General features: G+C 42.9%; 14 protein-coding genes. 7 read left to right on the top strand and 7 right to left on the bottom strand.

Annotated elements, in window-relative coordinates:
* The first annotated feature begins 27 nt into the window (after positions 1-27).
* The 3 genes from JZI27_RS09820 to JZI27_RS09810 are packed head-to-tail and all read left to right on the top strand — an operon-like array spanning position 28 to position 2780.
* Positions 28-609, top strand: a complete 582-nt coding sequence (locus JZI27_RS09820; protein WP_122908985.1) for a chromate transporter — start codon at positions 28-30, stop codon at positions 607-609.
* Positions 606-1136: a chromate transporter gene (locus tag JZI27_RS09815; protein WP_122908986.1), complete on the top strand. Its 531-nt coding sequence runs from the start codon at positions 606-608 to the stop codon at positions 1134-1136. Before JZI27_RS09820 ends, JZI27_RS09815 begins: the two co-directional genes overlap by 4 nt.
* A 33-nt stretch (positions 1137-1169) precedes the next feature.
* Entirely contained in the window at positions 1170-2780 is a 1611-nt protein-coding gene (locus tag JZI27_RS09810; RefSeq protein ID WP_280207424.1) for a gamma-glutamyltransferase family protein, read from the top strand.
* Positions 2781-3710: 930 nt separating this feature from the next.
* On the opposite strand, the gene JZI27_RS09805 is transcribed toward JZI27_RS09810, so the two are convergent.
* The 5 genes from JZI27_RS09805 to JZI27_RS09785 form a co-directional block, all read right to left on the bottom strand.
* Entirely contained in the window at positions 3711-6638 is a 2928-nt protein-coding gene (locus JZI27_RS09805; protein ID WP_280207423.1) for an ATP-dependent helicase, read from the bottom strand.
* 56 nt (positions 6639-6694) lie between these two features.
* Entirely contained in the window at positions 6695-7768 is a 1074-nt protein-coding gene (locus tag JZI27_RS09800) for a DNA cytosine methyltransferase (protein ID WP_280207422.1), read from the bottom strand.
* Positions 7769-8488: 720 nt separating this feature from the next.
* Positions 8489-9187 (bottom strand): hypothetical protein, encoded by a 699-nt coding sequence (locus tag JZI27_RS09795; protein WP_280207421.1) that lies wholly within the window; start codon positions 9185-9187, stop codon positions 8489-8491.
* Between the two features lie 11 nt (positions 9188-9198).
* Complete coding sequence (dgt, locus tag JZI27_RS09790) at positions 9199-10641, bottom strand: dGTP triphosphohydrolase (RefSeq protein ID WP_280207420.1); 1443 nt, start codon at positions 10639-10641, stop codon at positions 9199-9201.
* 308 nt (positions 10642-10949) lie between these two features.
* Positions 10950-11783 carry a DUF92 domain-containing protein gene (locus JZI27_RS09785; RefSeq protein WP_280207419.1) on the bottom strand — a complete coding sequence of 278 codons (834 nt, stop codon included), beginning with the start codon at positions 11781-11783 and terminating at the stop codon, positions 10950-10952.
* A gap of 154 nt (positions 11784-11937) precedes the next feature.
* Here JZI27_RS09785 and JZI27_RS09780 point away from each other — a divergent pair, with 154 nt between their 5' ends.
* Positions 11938-12372: an SRPBCC family protein gene (locus tag JZI27_RS09780; RefSeq protein WP_280207418.1), complete on the top strand. Its 435-nt coding sequence runs from the start codon at positions 11938-11940 to the stop codon at positions 12370-12372.
* 211 nt (positions 12373-12583) lie between these two features.
* Here the strand turns inward: JZI27_RS09780 and JZI27_RS09775 are convergent, their stop codons facing one another.
* On the bottom strand, positions 12584-12904 hold the full coding sequence (locus JZI27_RS09775) for a thioredoxin family protein (protein ID WP_280207417.1): 321 nt from the start codon (positions 12902-12904) through the stop codon (positions 12584-12586).
* Positions 12905-13012: 108 nt separating this feature from the next.
* Positions 13013-13417, bottom strand: a complete 405-nt coding sequence (locus JZI27_RS09770) for a hypothetical protein (protein WP_280207416.1) — start codon at positions 13415-13417, stop codon at positions 13013-13015.
* A gap of 275 nt (positions 13418-13692) precedes the next feature.
* On the opposite strand from JZI27_RS09770, the gene JZI27_RS09765 reads away from it, so the two are divergent.
* The 3 genes from JZI27_RS09765 (at position 13693) to JZI27_RS09755 (ending at position 16166) form a co-directional block, all read left to right on the top strand.
* On the top strand, positions 13693-14148 hold the full coding sequence (locus JZI27_RS09765; protein WP_251244019.1) for a prepilin peptidase: 456 nt from the start codon (positions 13693-13695) through the stop codon (positions 14146-14148).
* 95 nt (positions 14149-14243) lie between these two features.
* Entirely contained in the window at positions 14244-15008 is a 765-nt protein-coding gene (locus tag JZI27_RS09760; protein ID WP_280207415.1) for a flagella basal body P-ring formation protein FlgA, read from the top strand.
* A 3-nt stretch (positions 15009-15011) separates the two neighbouring features.
* A complete protein-coding gene (locus JZI27_RS09755) occupies positions 15012-16166 on the top strand; it encodes a CpaE/TadZ family protein (RefSeq protein WP_280207414.1) in 1155 nt (384 codons plus the stop codon).
* Positions 16167-16174 lie beyond the last annotated feature (8 nt).

The following is a 16174-nucleotide window of genomic DNA, read 5'->3' as shown; positions in this document are numbered from 1 at the left end:
CAGGTAGGGTCAGGATGGAGGTACGATATGATTTACTGGCAGTTGTTTCTAGCCTTTTTTCGGATTGGGATTTTTGGTTTTGGAGGGGGGCCTACCATGGTTCCCCTGTTTCATACGGAGTGTGTAAAAAAGTATAAATGGGTTACGGAAGATGATTTTGCTGATAATCTGGCGCTTGGCAACGCGTTGCCAGGTCCGATCGCGACTAAGCTTGCAGCTTACATCGGTTACCGGGTAAAAGGCTGGAAGGGCGCATTGGTTGCAAACATTGCAGTGGTTCTGCCGGTCGTCGTTCTGATGATCGCGCTGCTCGGAGTGATTTATCAATATAAAGACGCTCCAGGTGTATACGGCATGATTCAGGCGATTGGTCCGGTGATTGCTGTCATGACTGGGGTTATGACCTGGGAGTTCCTGCAAAAGGGCTGGCAGGGCGCGTCCAGTAAAACAGGCATCAGCATCGCGCTGGCCTTGTCCATCGTGGCGCTGGTTCTTTTGGATCTGCATCCCGGAATCGTCGTAGGAATCGCGCTTCTCATATCTTTTGCCTACACCACATGGTCCGTCCGGAAACGGAAGAAAAAGGACAGTGAGGAGGGGGCAGCATGATCTATCTTCAATTGTTCTGGGCCTTTTTTATTTCCAATATTCTGGGGTACGGCGGCGGTCCTGCAAGTATTCCGTTGATTCAGAATGAAGTGGTCAACCAGTATGGATGGATGACGGTTCAGGAGTTTGGTGAAGTACTTGCTGTTGGGAATGCCTTGCCAAGCCCGATCGCTACCAAGCTGGCTGGCTATATCGGTTATGAGGTAGCCGGTGTGCCGGGAGCTTTGGTTGCCTTGTTTGCGACAGTGGCGCCCACTGCCATCGCGATGATTTTACTGCTCCAATTTATCCATATGTTCCGCAAGTCACCCCAGGTAAAAGCAATGACACAATCGGTACGTCCTATCATAACGGTCTTATTGGGAACCATGACGTATCAGTTTCTGATGGGAGCTGTCGAAGGGATTGGCTGGATGCAGACAGGGATTCTGACTGTTGCTTCCTATCTGCTTTTGGAGACGTGGAAAATGCATCCTGCCTATGTGATTCTGATTTCGATGGCCTACGGGTTCTTCTTTATTGGTTAGCTCTTACGGTAGAAAAAAGGAGGTTAATAACATATGACACAGTTTGACGCACATGAATACCCGTATGCATCGCGTAGAACGACGACTTTTGCCAATAATGGCATGGTTGCCACTTCTCAACCCCTGGCAGCCCAAGCAGGTCTGGACATCCTGAAAAAGGGTGGAAATGCGATCGATGCAGCGATTGCTACAGCTGCTTGCTTAACTGTTGTGGAACCTACCTCCAACGGTATTGGCGGAGACGCCTTTGCCCTGGTATGGGTCAAGGATGAGCTGTTTGGCATGAACGCCAGCGGTCCGGCTCCGCAAAGCATTTCCATTGATGCCGTCAAAGCCAAAGGTCACGAAGAAATGCCGACATACGGCTGGACTCCGGTAACCGTACCGGGCGCTCCTGCTGCGTGGGCTGCTTTGTCCAAGCGCTTTGGCCGTCTTCCTTTGACAGAAGTTCTGCAGCCTGCCATCGATTACGCGGAGAAAGGCTTTCCACTCTCCCCGACTCTCGCGCACTACTGGAAAGTGGGCTACAACAAGTTTAAAAAGCTTTGCACAGGTCCTGAATTCGCGCATTGGTTCACGACATTTGCTCCAGACGGACGTGTGCCACAGGCAGGAGACATCTGGAAATCTCCAGCTCATGCCCAAACCCTGCGTCTGATCGCCGAGACGAATGCAGAGAGCTTCTATCGTGGTGAGCTTGCAGACAAAATCGATGCTTTCTCCCGCGAGTGCGGCGGTTTCCTGACCAAGGAAGACTTGGCAGCGTACCAACCAGAGTGGGTCAAACCAATCAGCGTCAACTATCGCGGCTATGACGTATGGGAAATCCCGCCGAACGGGCAGGGAATGGTAGCCCTGATGGCATTGAATATCATGAAGGGCTTCGAGGTAGGAGCAAAAGATACAACCGATACGTACCACAAGCAAATCGAGTCGATGAAGCTGGCCTTTACTGATGGCATGCACTACATCACCGAGCCAAAAGACATGAGCGTGACTGTGGAAGAGCTGCTTTCCGAGGAGTATGCAGCGGCAAGACGTGCGTTGATCGGTGACGAGGCACTGATTCCAGAACCAGGTCAACCGCGCAGCAGCGGTACAGTCTATCTGTGTACTGCTGACGGTGAAGGCAACATGGTCTCCTTCATTCAAAGCAACTACATGGGCTTTGGCTCCGGAGTGGTTATTCCGGATACCGGGATTGGCATGCAAAACCGCGGTCACAATTTCTCGCTCGATCCGAAGCACGACAATCGACTGGAACCAGGCAAACGTACGTATCACACCATCATTCCTGGCTTCCTGACGAAGGATGGAAAAGCGGTAGGACCGTTCGGAGTTATGGGCGGCTTCATGCAGCCACAAGGGCATATGCAGGTTGTGATGAACACGGTAGATTTCCATTTGAACCCGCAAGCTTCCCTCGACGCACCGCGCTGGCAGTGGCTGGAAGGCAAGACCGTGGAGCTGGAGCGGCATTTCCCAGAGCATTTGGCTCTGGCGTTGGAGCGCAAAGGCCACACAATCAAATGGGCGCAGCCAGGCAACTACTTTGGCCGCGGACAGATTATCTGGCGCAATGAACAAGGTGTGCTGATCGGCGGAACGGATATGCGGACTGATGGTTGTATTGCGGCCTGGTAATACAAGTGAACGCATCATGAAAAGGGTGTCCTCCGAGTGGATAATGGCTCGGGAGACACCCTTGTTTTATGGAGATTATCGGAATTCACGGTCTTTAAATTTGATTGATAATTATTTTCACAAGGTGCTAAAATGATCCTATCAGTGCGTAGCGAAAGTAAGATGCGTTTGTCTGCCGGGAGCCGATTCAAAACTTCTTTTATCATTGGCCAAGAAACATTTTCATCGCGTTCTGGGTTGAAGCATTGATCGCACAGCCGATAGCCAGATTTACCATAAAAAAGCTGCACGCTAGACAGGATCGTAAAGCAGCAGGCACGCATTAATCGTTGAAATGGATCGCTGAGATGAACTGGAAAGCAGCACTGGGACCTTTTTTCAGATTCGTGGCTGCTGCTTTTTTTCTTGTGAAAAACGTCTCGACGTTTTTCATTAAACAGAATATGACCGTTTATTTGCGTCTGTGTAAAACGTATTGAAAGGAGTCATGGGGGAATTGTCTTAGAAATTCATGCAGGGGCTAAAGGCACCTAGCCAATTTATTTCGCTAACGGAGTAGGGTTCTTTTAGATTAAGCAAGGAGAGACTTATCATAAGTGACAGATATTTTTATTACTTGTAGTGAAAATTTGATTTTTCTCTTTTAAAAAGGAATTTATAAATGGGGCGGTATAAGGGGCAGCTAATATTTCAAATTTGTTAGGAAAATAATATTGTTTTGTTGTCTTTTTGTTTACATGTTAAATGTACTTTCAGATATTAGTGGTAATTTGTAAGTACAATAATAAACTACGAAATAACAATCCATATTCAATCTAAACTTATCCAATAACAAAAAAGGGTTATCCTTGCCGGAATTAACCATACAAGAATAGCCCTAATTATGAAAACAACGTATATAGTTTTCTAGCTTACTCATGAAATAGCAAATCAATCCTCGAATTCGCTAAAAGCCCTAATACTAACAGTTTTATTCTCAACCGGAATATGAATTTTAGGCGGCATATTATTAGTGTTTATAAATTGCTGTGGAGTTTGAGAGCATATTCTACTTATATCACAGCTATTACACTTCTTGCTGCAAGGCCTCATTGGAAAATCATTATCAAGAATACGTTCGACTGCCCAATTAATATTTCCGATTGCTGCTGTTATAGCATCCTTTGAAACTGGAATATCTATTCTCTTGTTATCCTTTAGTAAATGCACGGAACCGGTTTTTGTCTTTTCACCTAAAACTTCATTAGCAGCATGAGCGTAAAGTTGAACCTGTAAAGATAAATCTATCCAGTCATTTTCAGCGGATTGGTCAGGTGTATCTAATGATTTAAAATCAATAACGTGTGCATCAATAATATTACCAATATCATCACGTTTAAGAAGTAAATCTATAGCACCTGAAACCAATGCTTGACCAATATTAATTTCAAACCTTGCTTCATCTTCCCTAATTCTTTCAAAATCACATCCAAAAGAATTAACATAATTACCAACAACTTCCTTTGCGCTCTCGTACGCTCTTTCATAAGGACCTGGTCTATTCACTGGATCATTACTTGGAAAAATGTGCTTTAAGTGAAATGTCTCTTGGGCAACAGTATCTACTTCCATTTGACTAGGAGCAGAATTCTTATAGGTTTGATGTAGTTTTTCAATAATAGTATGCGTTGTTAATCCGAAACCGAACAGTTCAGGAACTGCAGGATTAAATCCGAAAAATTTCTTAAGTTTATAACGCATAGGACAAACCATATATTCTTTGATTTCTGAATAGCTGGTTGGTAGTAGGGTTTCATCAATCCGACGTTTTTGAGGAACTTTTTCAATTCCAACAGGCAAGGTTAAGTTATCGTTAGAAAGGCCAAGCTGATCAATTCTTTTTTTGAAATCCGATGGTTTCTTCAAGCTTTTAGCGTCGGGCTGTCGTTCACTTCCAGTGATATACAAGAATCGTTCTGCTCGTGTCATCGCTGTATAAAACAGTCGAGCCTCGTCTTGTCTTGTCGTACAATAGGCACCTCTTCGAACGGGTTCCTCCATTAGTGAGGATGGAAGCCATCCGGAATAACTACTTTTATCGGAAGGAAACCGTCTATTGACTACATCGACAATGAAAACTACCGGATATTCCAGACCTTTCATTTTGTGAATTGTTGAAATTGTTATGGCGTCAGGTTTTGCGATTACATCCAAAGTACTTACGTCATAACCACTCTCAGCAACATTAGAAAGAAAGTTTAATATTTCTCGGTATCTACCTGGAGAGTCAATGCTGACATATACTTTTTCGATATCAAGGATAATACTGCTAAAAACCCCCAAATCTCGCATAACAACATCATCAAATGTTGTTTTTGGAACGCCAAAAGCTAGCATAATTTGATGTAAGAATTCCTGAGGATAAACTTTACGACGCGCTCCGCCTTGAGGTGTATGTATTTTTAGGTTCCAATCGGAGATAACTTTGGCTACTTCATTAAAATCAGCATTTGGGAAATTAGAAATTATAACTGTTTCAAATAACACTTTCATCATTTCTCGCGTAGGAGCAGGTTCACGTAATAATTCCATAGTATTTCTAATTGTTACAGCGTGAGGTCTTTCGAAAATACCGCCCTCAGCATCTAGGGAGTATGGTAACCCCATTCTACGCAATTCGGTAGTAAATTCGTGGTGTTTGTGAGGTAAATTTTGGGGATTATAACTTCTTTTAATTGATCTGAATAAGATTGCAAAATCTGCAGGTGTTAACCCTCTAACTTCACGTTCCGTTCCATCGGCGTTATATTCAATGAATTTTGTGCCAAGTAATTCATTAATTCTATTTGCTACCCATCTAGCCTCATTTTCCCTTGAATCAAACCATAGAGATTTGAAGTCACTAATATTACCATCACTATGTGATTTTGGATTTTTTGAATGACGAGATGTACTTAGCTCTTGTTGTATAAAGTAATCCGAGGCTTGAACAATTGCATTTGTACTTCTAAAGTTAGTACTCAAAATATGAGTAGAACAGTTAGAGTACCGGTCTTGGAAACTTAAGATATTGTTAACGTCAGCTCCACGCCATGAATAGATTGATTGATCATCATCACCAACAACCAATAAAGACTCAGCTTGTTTTTTTAGGTGTACTATTAGTTTTTCTTGTATAGGATTAATATCTTGATATTCGTCAACCAAAATGTGCTTTAGTTCTTTTAATGATTCCTTAATGGACGGTGTCTCCTTTTCAAGTTCTTCTACTGCAAGACGTATCATCAGAGAAAAATCAATAAACTTATCTCGATGTAAGCTTTGATATATCGTTTTTAATAAGCGACCTAACGTTCCGTCTTCATTTTCAATATCTTCAAGGGATAATGCTTCATCATTTGCAGTGCTCCATGCATCAGCAACTTCTTTAATTGTAGAAAACATTCTTGCATTACGTTCGTTTTGAATTCCATTTAAGCCTAAGGTGTAATAACGAGATAGTAGATATAATTTAAACCTATTTTCATCGAGAACCTCATATTGTCGATATTTTGCATCTACTTTACCGAGTAAATACTGACAATAAGAATGTATCGTTCCAATGTACATTGCCCCAACTAATGAGACTGGCAGAGAAAATTTCAAAAGTGCATCAGCAACTCTGCGTTTAATTGATTCTGCTGCCTTATCGGTGAATGTAAAAGCAACGATTGATTGGGGGGGACAGCCAGTAGCAATTAAATAGGCAATTCTAAAGGCTAATGTTCGTGACTTTCCGGATCCAGCACAAGCAAGGCATAATATATTTTCATTGTCATCTAATACGGCAGCTTGCTGATTATAAGTTAAGTTTTCGGATAGTACTTGTTTAAGGTCCATTTCTATCCTCCAAAATTTCATAAATAATATGGTGAAATAATTTCCAATTTCCGTAACTATAATTTTATTATTTTGGACGGTTTTTCTTTAACAACAATATTACACATTAATGCCTCGTCTAGTTTTTTCCGAACAACCAAACCTTGAGCTTTACAAAATTCAGGGGGCAATGCATTTCCGATCATTAATGCGATAGACGAAATTGGTATATCATCGGGGAAGTAATAATTACGTCTAAACGTTTGTAATAGAGCGGCTTCTCTTGCAGTAATGCATCGATCTTCTTCAGGGTGAAGAAATCTACCTTTTGAAGGATTTAAACAACCACCAGTAATTGTTGAAGATACGTCATCCCATCTCAATCTGCCATATACATCATTAAATCCTACATTTTTTTTTGTATGGCACTCTAATGTAAATTCTGCAGGCAAATCTTTTCTACTTCCACCGTTGCGTGGAGTTAATTTTATTCTCTGCAAAACTTTTTCAGAGTGTCTTGGGTAACGTTTATGTGCGTTATCAGTTGTGACATCCACACTTTCCAAATCGCCAATAAAATCTCGTACAGTCATAACTCTTTCATTACCTGGAGGTACTTCTATTTTATCTATCAAAGAGCCTAACATCACCAGTCGCTTTCTTCTTTGAGGAACCCCATATGCTGCCACATCAACAACTTTATACTCCAGTTTATACCCTATTTTTTTAAGTCGGGAATATACTTTTTTAAATAACGTGTAGTTTTCCAGCCCTGGTACATTTTCCATCATAATGGTTATTGGTTGCAATTCCTCAACAAATCTTAAATATTCTAATATCAAGCTATTACGTGAATCTTTTGAAGCCCTTTTTTTATTCCGACGTCTAATTGATGAAAAGCCTTGACATGGTGGGCATCCGGCTAATAAATGAAGTGGTTGTCCTTTGAGAAGATCCAGTATTTTTTGGGTTTCTATGTTCCTAATATCTTCTTCAAATAAATGGATGTCGTGTTTTTCGTGATTCAACCGATATACCCGAGCAGCATGTTTATCTATTTCAATAGCTGCAATTACATTAAATCCCGCATTTATTAAACCTTCTGTCATTCCTCCACAGCCAGAAAATAAATCAATTGCATTATAAGCCATCTTATCACCACCCTATTTTCTAGTGCTCACCTTTTGTACCCATAATTTGGTGCCCAAGCTTGAAATAAAACATATACCACTCGGGATTCTCCCTTATTAGCATAGAAGTTGTTTTTACTGAGATGAGTTGTGTTGTTTTACAATTTATAAACCAGTTCCTCAAACCAATAATACTATTCTCATTTTATCGCAAGAGCAAAATTTATCAAATATAGCTTCTTGACGAAGAATAATGTTTTCATGCCTTAAGAGGAATTCCAGATAATTAAAAATAAGTATCGATTGACTGCTTGTTTTTCTAGGTAATCTTAATAAACAAGCATCTAAATATTAGTGTAATGATGAACATGGGCTCAAAAATATACTTAAAGTGTGGTGGAAGTTCCAGTGATGAATAAAGAATCAGCACTTTGAATATGAGTTCTCTAAAACGTGTATATAGTCAGAACTCGCTGCCTCCGTTGATCTTTTCTTCGGGTCAGATATTCTTCGTCATTCTTTCCTTTTGTGACTTTTAATTTTTACAGGGAGTCAATGAATTTCAGTCGAGTTCTCGATTTTCAAATGATAGTTAATGTAAAGAAAATGATCGCCCTACCAGTTACCGAAAATTAACACCCTTAACAGGTCAGGCGGTTAAATAACTATGTTTATCTATTCCTAAAAAATAGGAGCTCCTGCTCTGCATGCAAGAACTCCTTTTATTAAAAATAAAATTAATTAAAGATCGGCAAATAGTTGAAGATGGTAATCTTCAGAAGTTAATCTTGCCTTACCATAATGTTTTATTTCAGCTTCAATTAAGATATCGATAGGGTTATTATACTGTGAAAACCATTTTGTAATATAATCGACCACCCTATTCGAGAAATCCAACTCCCAGTACTTTCTGATTATAAAAGCTCTAACAATGTTGACTTCAGGAGTTGGATTTAAATTGATGTATTTATCCTCAATAATGATATCCAATAATTTTTCTCTAATTGCCTGTATAAATATATCAGCGTCAAGATACGAGGTTTTTAAATTTAACGCTAAGGAATCAAAATTATAAAAAGATCCTTTTGAAATATTTTCAAATTTTGCATCTAAAATGTTTTCTCTGAATGCCCAATTGTTAGAAATACCCCAAATATCTAGTTCAATATTTTCGAGAAAGACCTTGTAACCACCGAAGCGATTTCGACGATAACAATATGAATCTAGAACCTCGTCAAAATTGGATATTTTGGAATCAACTATAATATCAATATCTCTAGGCAGTGTTTTATGGGCATAATCTCTAATTGCTCCACCCACTAAAATAAGATCACCATATTCACTTAGATTATTAAATAGACAAGCAACTTGTTGATTCCCCGTCCTAAATTTCATTAAATTATCAATTGTACGTTTCTGTAATTGGGACGCGGTAACCATTTATGTACCTCCTACAACTTAATCCCAGTTAAACGCTGATACATTTCAAGGGCATATGAGTCAGTCATACCACATATAAAATCTGTAACAAGTAGAAGTTTGTCATATATACTAGGAATAGTGTCTTCAAGCTCAAATGGATATTTTTCGATTATATCTCTGTAGTTATCAGAGATCAATAAATACAACTTACCTTCCTCAGTTTTACTATCTTCTATATTCTCAGAAACAACAGCAGATACAAACATATTAAGCAGGCCTTGAATAACCTTTCCTCCTGCATATTCCCTAGCGACTATATCTTTAGAGTCAAAAATAATATTCGCCAATTCTTTAAATGCCTCTCTTACTTTTGCAGCTTCAGATACATCGATTATTTCTTGGTCAAAATCACCATTTAGTATCGATTCATGTCTGCTAATAAATTCTTTTACAACACATTGTATCATATAGCCTTGAGCGTCAATTCTAAACCTTTGTACTGCATTATCTAATTTGTCACATCTATTTATTTGTATATTTTCTTCGTAAGTTTTTACGAAACTCTCATATAATTTTTGATCTTTTTCAGAGCCATCAGTTAAATGTTTTCTTAGTACACCTTCAATTGTATGGTAGTCCAGAACTTTCTTTTTGCATCCATCTTCAATATCAGCTGCGGAATATGCAATATCATCGGCAGCTTCTAAAAGAAATGTTACAGGATGACGGTGATTTTCAATACCCGTATAGTTTTTGATCCTTTCAAATATTTGTTCTTCAGACTGTAAATATCCAAACTTTTTATAACTGATACCTAAATTTTTCTCCCTGCGCTCTATTTTGTTTTTATTTCCTACAATTGATGATCTTGGATATTTAATTATACTGGCTAAAGATGCAGAAGAAAGATTATAACTAAATTCATCCACTAAGAAATTTAACCTTGATAAAAGTCGAAAGGTTTGGGCGTTACCTTCAAAATTAATAAAATCAGAAACTTTTGCAGAAGAGTTAAGGCGATCTCTAATCTCAATTCCTCGGGGGTTATTATTAAACCAGTCTGAAAAAAATTTTTGAATAGCTGCTTCCCCAAAGTGGCCATATGGGGGATTACCTAAATCATGTACCAGACCAGCAAAAGCTAACAAAGAGCTAATTTTACCTCTATGTTCGATGGATAGTTTTCCAAGCTCAATTAATTTTTCTTCAACGCTAACTCCCAAAGAACGTCCTATTGTAGAGACTTCATGGGAATGTGTTAATCGAGTTCTTACAAAATCACTATTATCTAATGGAAATACTTGGGCTTTGTCTTGAAGTCTACGTACTGCTGAGCTAAAAACGAGTCTTGCATAGTCATCATCAAAATCGTTTCGTAAGTCAAATTCGTTTTCTTGTCTTCTATCTTTAATTTGCCCAGTTCTTAAACGCACTCCACTTAATAATGTATCCCAATTCATTTTGGTTTCCATAATTAACCTCCCAGTATAAACCTGTAGGTAGGTACTTCTAATTGTTTATCCAAAACTCCTTCTAAACTGGAAAATGTATCATTTTGTTTCGTGTTGTTTGTAGAGATACAAATTGACCGTTAGACCCGTTACGGAGAACCGTACCAAAAGTAATGGAAAATAATAATATGACGGGTTGATTTCTCCAAGTACGGTCTCGACAGAAAATGGAAATCCGGTATCGCCAATTTGAGTCGGTGGCTTGATGAAAAAACCAGAAGGACAAGGCATCGTTCAGCGATACAATGTCTTTCCGGTTTTAGTACATGTCAAGCTAATCCAAGTGCCAGCGCCAGCAAGACCGCCGAAGCACCACCTGCAAGCGAGCCGGCGACATTGACGGAATCGTTGTTCCAGCCGATGCGGCCACGGACCCGCACGGCTGGCTTACCGCAGTGACGAGCCTGCTCGATTTCGCGACCACAAGCGTCACAACGGTACATTTGCTGCCATGTCGCACCGATCCAAGAATCAGTCAGCGATCCGATGAGGCCCGCCAGACCGGCTATTCCGATCCAGGCCGCTGGTCTAAGCATCTCCGCGACCGCATCTGGCGCAGCTTGACCGGGCATCGCAAGCAGCAACCATGCTACTGTGCCGATAAATAACCCGCCTGCAAACGATGCCCCCAAGCCAAGGCCAGAGACGCCTCCGGATGTGCCAGGTGGAACACGCCGACCTGTCTTGATCGATCTCGGGGGAGTCCGGCTCAAACCTCCGATTTCCGTAGCCCAAGTATCAGCAGTAACAGCCGCCATGACACCAAGGAAGGCGTACCACCAAATCGGATGCGGATAAGCCCAATTTGCTACACACAACAGCAGCCCCAGTCCACCGTTCGCGAGCACTTGGCCGGCATCACGGGTCCCGGTTTTCTCATAACTACTCTCGGCCTCTTTCTTTGCATGCTTTTTCCACTTGGACCAGAAGTTCGACGAAACAAAAAAAGCAATGAGGGAGCCGAACCAGATCACGCTTCCGAGCGCGTACATCACCGTACCCAGCATCACTGCAGCCAGAAAGCCGGAACCGGAAAGCGACCTTTTTGAATAAGCCGCCCCCGCAATTCCAGCGCTGCAGGCAAGACCTATTAACCATACCACCGTTTTCCGCCCCCTTTGCTATTGAACTATTATACCTTAATACAGCAGGCTTACGAGAAGTATAAAGAGTCTAGTAGGACATCGGATGTCTCGACCTCCAAATAATGGACGTGGTATGATTTGAGAATACTATCTTCACATTAGGTGGTATGTAATGGGAACAGGTAATCCGGCAACGATAACCGTAGAGACGATTGTTCATTCTCCCGTCGAAAGCGTGTGGAAATTTTGGACGGAACCGAAACATATCATGCAATGGAATAACGCTTCCGATGACTGGCACACGCCTTACGCCGAGAATGATCTGAAGGCCGGTGGCAAATTCGTATCGAGAATGGAAGCCAAAGACGGCAGCTTCGGATTTGATTTTGGCGGAGTATACGATGAGGTGAGCATGTACGAGACTATCTCCTATACGATGGGAGATGGTAGAAAAGTGAAGATCTCTTTTATTCGCCAAGGCAACGACACGCAAATCATTGAGTCGTTCGATGCTGAAGAGACGAATAGCAGGGAGATGCAGCAAGCCGGATGGCAATCGATTTTAGACAATTTCAAGAAATATGCGGAAAACGCTAAAGAAGAATAGGAAACTCTCGCAGTCCTAGAAGCGCATGCCAGCATCGGCATGCGTTTTTTGCTATTGCTGCGTCTAGGCTGACCTGATTGTTTTTTGCATTTTGGCTGTTTTGCTGTTTTATAGATGAATAGTAAAAGTGAGAACCCCTGGCACACCAAAAAGATGGTGAAGACAGGGGTTCTTATCATTTTCTTAGTTTTGCTATGTAATCGATCGTGGTTCACCCGAACCTGCGAACAGATGCCAATGCATCCTCCAGCTCGCCGAACACGACGATTCGCGACTGGCGATGCACCTCTTTTCCCTCGAAGAACAACAGTATGGTGGGTGCGGCAAATACGAGGAATTCCCCGCTGATTTCGGGTGTTTTTTCGATTGAGACGATTCTACCCTCTACTTCAGGAAAGGCCTCAAGCAGTTTGATTGTCTTTTCCAGCGTGGCGTCACAGACTCCGCAATTCGCCATTTTTATAAAGATTAGACTGATCGGATGGGCTTCCAGATGTGCCTGTACCTCAGACATTTGAGTGAGTAGATTCATTTCATGTTAACCCCCGGTTGTTGGATCACTTTATGCTGTAGTTGTCCTTTTTCTTGCGGAACAACAGAAAACCTCCGCAAGCGATCAGAATGATCCCCAGAATTCCGCCTAATTGAGACGATAGCAGGTTGGTGGCAAAAAGATACTGGCGACGACGGTCAATATCGAGATGGGGATCAGAAGGGCATGATTGCGGCCACCGAAAATGTACAATTCCAGAAGACCAAAGGCTGGACCAATAAGAAAGAATGGCCATGTACCGCTCATGTCGCCATCGAACAAGAGCTGGCTAAAGAAAAACAGCGGAGCATAGACCAGCAGGATACCTCCCGGAACCAGCAGTCCCGCCCGTTTGGGGTGTGGATTCATGAAAAAGAAGATGTGAAATCCAATCGCTGGAATCAAAAGAAATGCTGGCCACAGAACACCCATATTCATTTCGATTCCACTATAGGTAGCCAGAACAAAGATTACGCCTAAACCAATTAAAACATATCCGAAAAACTCCTTCATCCCTTCGAGCCCCTTTAGATTATTTTTCCAGCCTGCACTTTTATCAGTCTAACATACCCCTTCTAGGAGGTGATCCGTCTTCGGACTGAAATGACATAAAATAGACGGCTGCACCTGAGGCAATAAACCCAGCTGGTCCACATAACGATCAGTGAAAAGTCCCCTTTCTGCAAAAAAATAAAGAAAAATTTTGGGGGATTTGCAACAAATTATGCCAAATGTCCGTCTGTGGGTTTGACAACATATTCCAAAGGAAGGAAGGAAGGGGGATGTGATTGCTACCCGCATACGTCTTCATTCCTATGATGATCATCATGGTCATCGCCGTTTACACCGATTTGCGTAGCAGGATGATTTACGACTGGCTAACGCTTCCTGGAATGGTTTACTTTTTGCTCTGCCATGCTTTTGCCCAGCCGGATCGATGGCTTTCGTATGTGCTCGGGGTGGTTGTATTGGGGGGAATTACCCTGATGATGGCAGTGATCAGCAATGGACAGCTGGGTGGTGGAGATATCAAGCTGTTTGCGGTGGTGGGTGCAGCGTTGGGATGGCAGGCAGGATTAATGGTGATGGGACTTACTTACCTCATAGCAGGAATAGGGGTTATTCCGGTCTGGATTGCATCGAAAGTCTTGAAAAAGCAGGGAATTGGGCGGGAAATTCCATTAGCTCCTTATATAGCAGGAGGAACAGCACTTCTGATAATGCTGGCGTTTTACATCGAGTGAGAAATAACTTTCTGGAATAAAGGGTCAATGAAGCAAGTGAACAAGACTCGTGCCCTTTGACAGCGAAGTTTTTTAAAAGGAGAGGGAATCATTGCATGCTGGAATCCAAGCGTAGAGCCATTATATTCTTGGCGCTTTCCATTTTGCTAGCGGCGGGAGCAGGCTTTTTATTTTTGAAAAAAATCAAGGATTTGAATGCTCAACTAGGGGAAATGGTGGAGATTTACGTGGCGACTACCGATATTGCGTCGCGTTCTCTGATCCAGCCAGACCAGATCACAACGAGAGAAATTCCAAAAAAGTATGCAGATGATTCGTACATAACGGACAAAGCAGTCCTGAAGAACCAAGTGACGGTTGTCCCATTGTCAAAGGGCAACATCATTACGAAGAACATCCTCAAGCCAGCGACTACGGTACGTGATCAAAATAGTCGTCTCGTCACCGTCTACGCTTCAGGAAAAGTCGTCTTTGACCAGCAGCTGGATGCATTGGATCGGGTTGATATTATCGTCTCCCGTGAAATCAATGGAAAGCCGGCTACAGAGGTCTTCATGAAGGACGTTCCAGTCGCGATGGTCGCCAAATCCGAAGATCAATTTCGCGGTGTCGCATTGGAGATGCCGTTCGAGCAGGTTCCAGTCTTTATTCATCAGCAGCACTATGCCGATGTCATGCGGATCTTGAAAGCCAATGTAGGCAAAGAAGAGCTGGGGATTCCGGAGCCATTCTCCGAGCAGCCAGCAGAGCCAGGAGCACCAGGGGCGTCTCCTGCGGAAGGACAGCCTGGCAATCAGCCGCCTGCATCGACACAACCAGCAGGGACTCCACCTACACCAGTTCCGAATTCGGGAGGCTAATGCATGAACACCGATGTCAAAATACTTGTCGTCGCCGACTATGAGTCAATTCAAAGTCTGTTGCGAGAATCTCTCACCCAGCGTAATGTCCACTTTACGACATCGCGCGAAGTGAAAAAGGAGATCGACCGGATTGCACCCGATGTCGTGCTGCTCGTTCAACCTGAGGATGGCACAGGGGTTGAACTGGTTCAATACATCCAGGGGGAGCTGCCGGAAGGAATCATCATTTTTTTAACGGAAAAGCAAGACTTTGCCCTGGTGCGCGATGTTGTGCGCGCGGGTGCGATCGAATACATTCTGATGCCCGACGAGCTGTCGCTGTTGACGGATCGGCTGGACAAAATCGCGGAGCTGGAGCAGCACCAGCAGCGCAAGAAGGGAGCCGTTGCGACCGGAGGGGCATTCGTCAGGGGAAGGGGAAAGGTATATTCCTTCTACAGCGGCAAGGGTGGCAGCGGTCGAACACAGCTGGCGACCGGCTTTGCGCAGGCACTCAAGCTGGAGTCGACCGCCCGCGTCCTGCTGATAGACCTGAATCTGCAGTACGGCGGCGTGGAAACCTTCTTCTCGCTCGACAGTATGCGTACGCTGGCGGATCTGGTCCCGGTGATGAATGAGATGAATGAAAACCACATTCGCAATGTGTCGCAGAGGGAGAGTCATTCCAAGCTGGAAGTGCTGGTAAGCCCGAGAGATGCGGAGACTGCCGAGAATATTTCCGAAGAGTTTATCACCCGACTCATCCGCGCGAGCCGACGCAGCTATGATTTTGTCATTCTCGATCTGCCAAATCATATGAATGAGCTGACGTATTCGGCCTTGGAGGAATCCGACACGATCTATTACGTCATGAATCTGGATACGCCGTCTGTACAGACCTATCGACTGGTAGAGGAGCTGTTCAGAAAGTTGCGAATCGACACCCAAGGAAGATTGGAGATCGTGGTCAACCAGGTGGGAAGAGATAACGAACTGACCGTATCCGACTTGAAAGGATTGACACAAACACCGATCACTGCCGAAATCGTCCGCGACCATCGCGGTGTGCAGGCTGCAGTCAATCAAGGGCTGCCCCTGCAGCGAGAAGCCAATGAGAAGAAGCTTGTTCCCGCTGCCAAAGACATCCGCAAATGGGTACTATCCAAGCTGTCATAGGAGGCGAA

This window comes from Brevibacillus sp. AY1 (genome assembly GCF_029870785.1).
Classification (GTDB): domain Bacteria; phylum Bacillota; class Bacilli; order Brevibacillales; family Brevibacillaceae; genus Brevibacillus; species Brevibacillus invocatus.
The sequence above is the reverse complement of the archived record's forward strand: the minus strand, read 5'-3'. Positions and strand labels throughout refer to the sequence as shown.

Excerpts from the sequence above, each read along its gene's own strand:
- JZI27_RS09770 (WP_280207416.1), bottom strand. The coding sequence starts at position 13,417 with ATGAAGGAGTTTTTCGGATATGTTTTAATTGGTTTAGGCGTAATCTTT.
- JZI27_RS09780 (WP_280207418.1), top strand. The coding sequence starts at position 11,938 with ATGGGAACAGGTAATCCGGCAACGATAACCGTAGAGACGATTGTTCAT.
- JZI27_RS09795 (WP_280207421.1), bottom strand. The coding sequence starts at position 9,187 with ATGGTTACCGCGTCCCAATTACAGAAACGTACAATTGATAATTTAATG.
- JZI27_RS09810 (WP_280207424.1), top strand. The coding sequence starts at position 1,170 with ATGACACAGTTTGACGCACATGAATACCCGTATGCATCGCGTAGAACG.
- JZI27_RS09820 (WP_122908985.1), top strand. The coding sequence starts at position 28 with ATGATTTACTGGCAGTTGTTTCTAGCCTTTTTTCGGATTGGGATTTTT.
- JZI27_RS09760 (WP_280207415.1), top strand. The coding sequence starts at position 14,244 with ATGCTGGAATCCAAGCGTAGAGCCATTATATTCTTGGCGCTTTCCATT.
- JZI27_RS09805 (WP_280207423.1), bottom strand. The coding sequence starts at position 6,638 with ATGGACCTTAAACAAGTACTATCCGAAAACTTAACTTATAATCAGCAA.
- JZI27_RS09775 (WP_280207417.1), bottom strand. The coding sequence starts at position 12,904 with ATGAATCTACTCACTCAAATGTCTGAGGTACAGGCACATCTGGAAGCC.
- JZI27_RS09800 (WP_280207422.1), bottom strand. The coding sequence starts at position 7,768 with ATGGCTTATAATGCAATTGATTTATTTTCTGGCTGTGGAGGAATGACA.
- JZI27_RS09815 (WP_122908986.1), top strand. The coding sequence starts at position 606 with ATGATCTATCTTCAATTGTTCTGGGCCTTTTTTATTTCCAATATTCTG.
- dgt (WP_280207420.1), bottom strand. The coding sequence starts at position 10,641 with ATGGAAACCAAAATGAATTGGGATACATTATTAAGTGGAGTGCGTTTA.
- JZI27_RS09755 (WP_280207414.1), top strand. The coding sequence starts at position 15,012 with ATGAACACCGATGTCAAAATACTTGTCGTCGCCGACTATGAGTCAATT.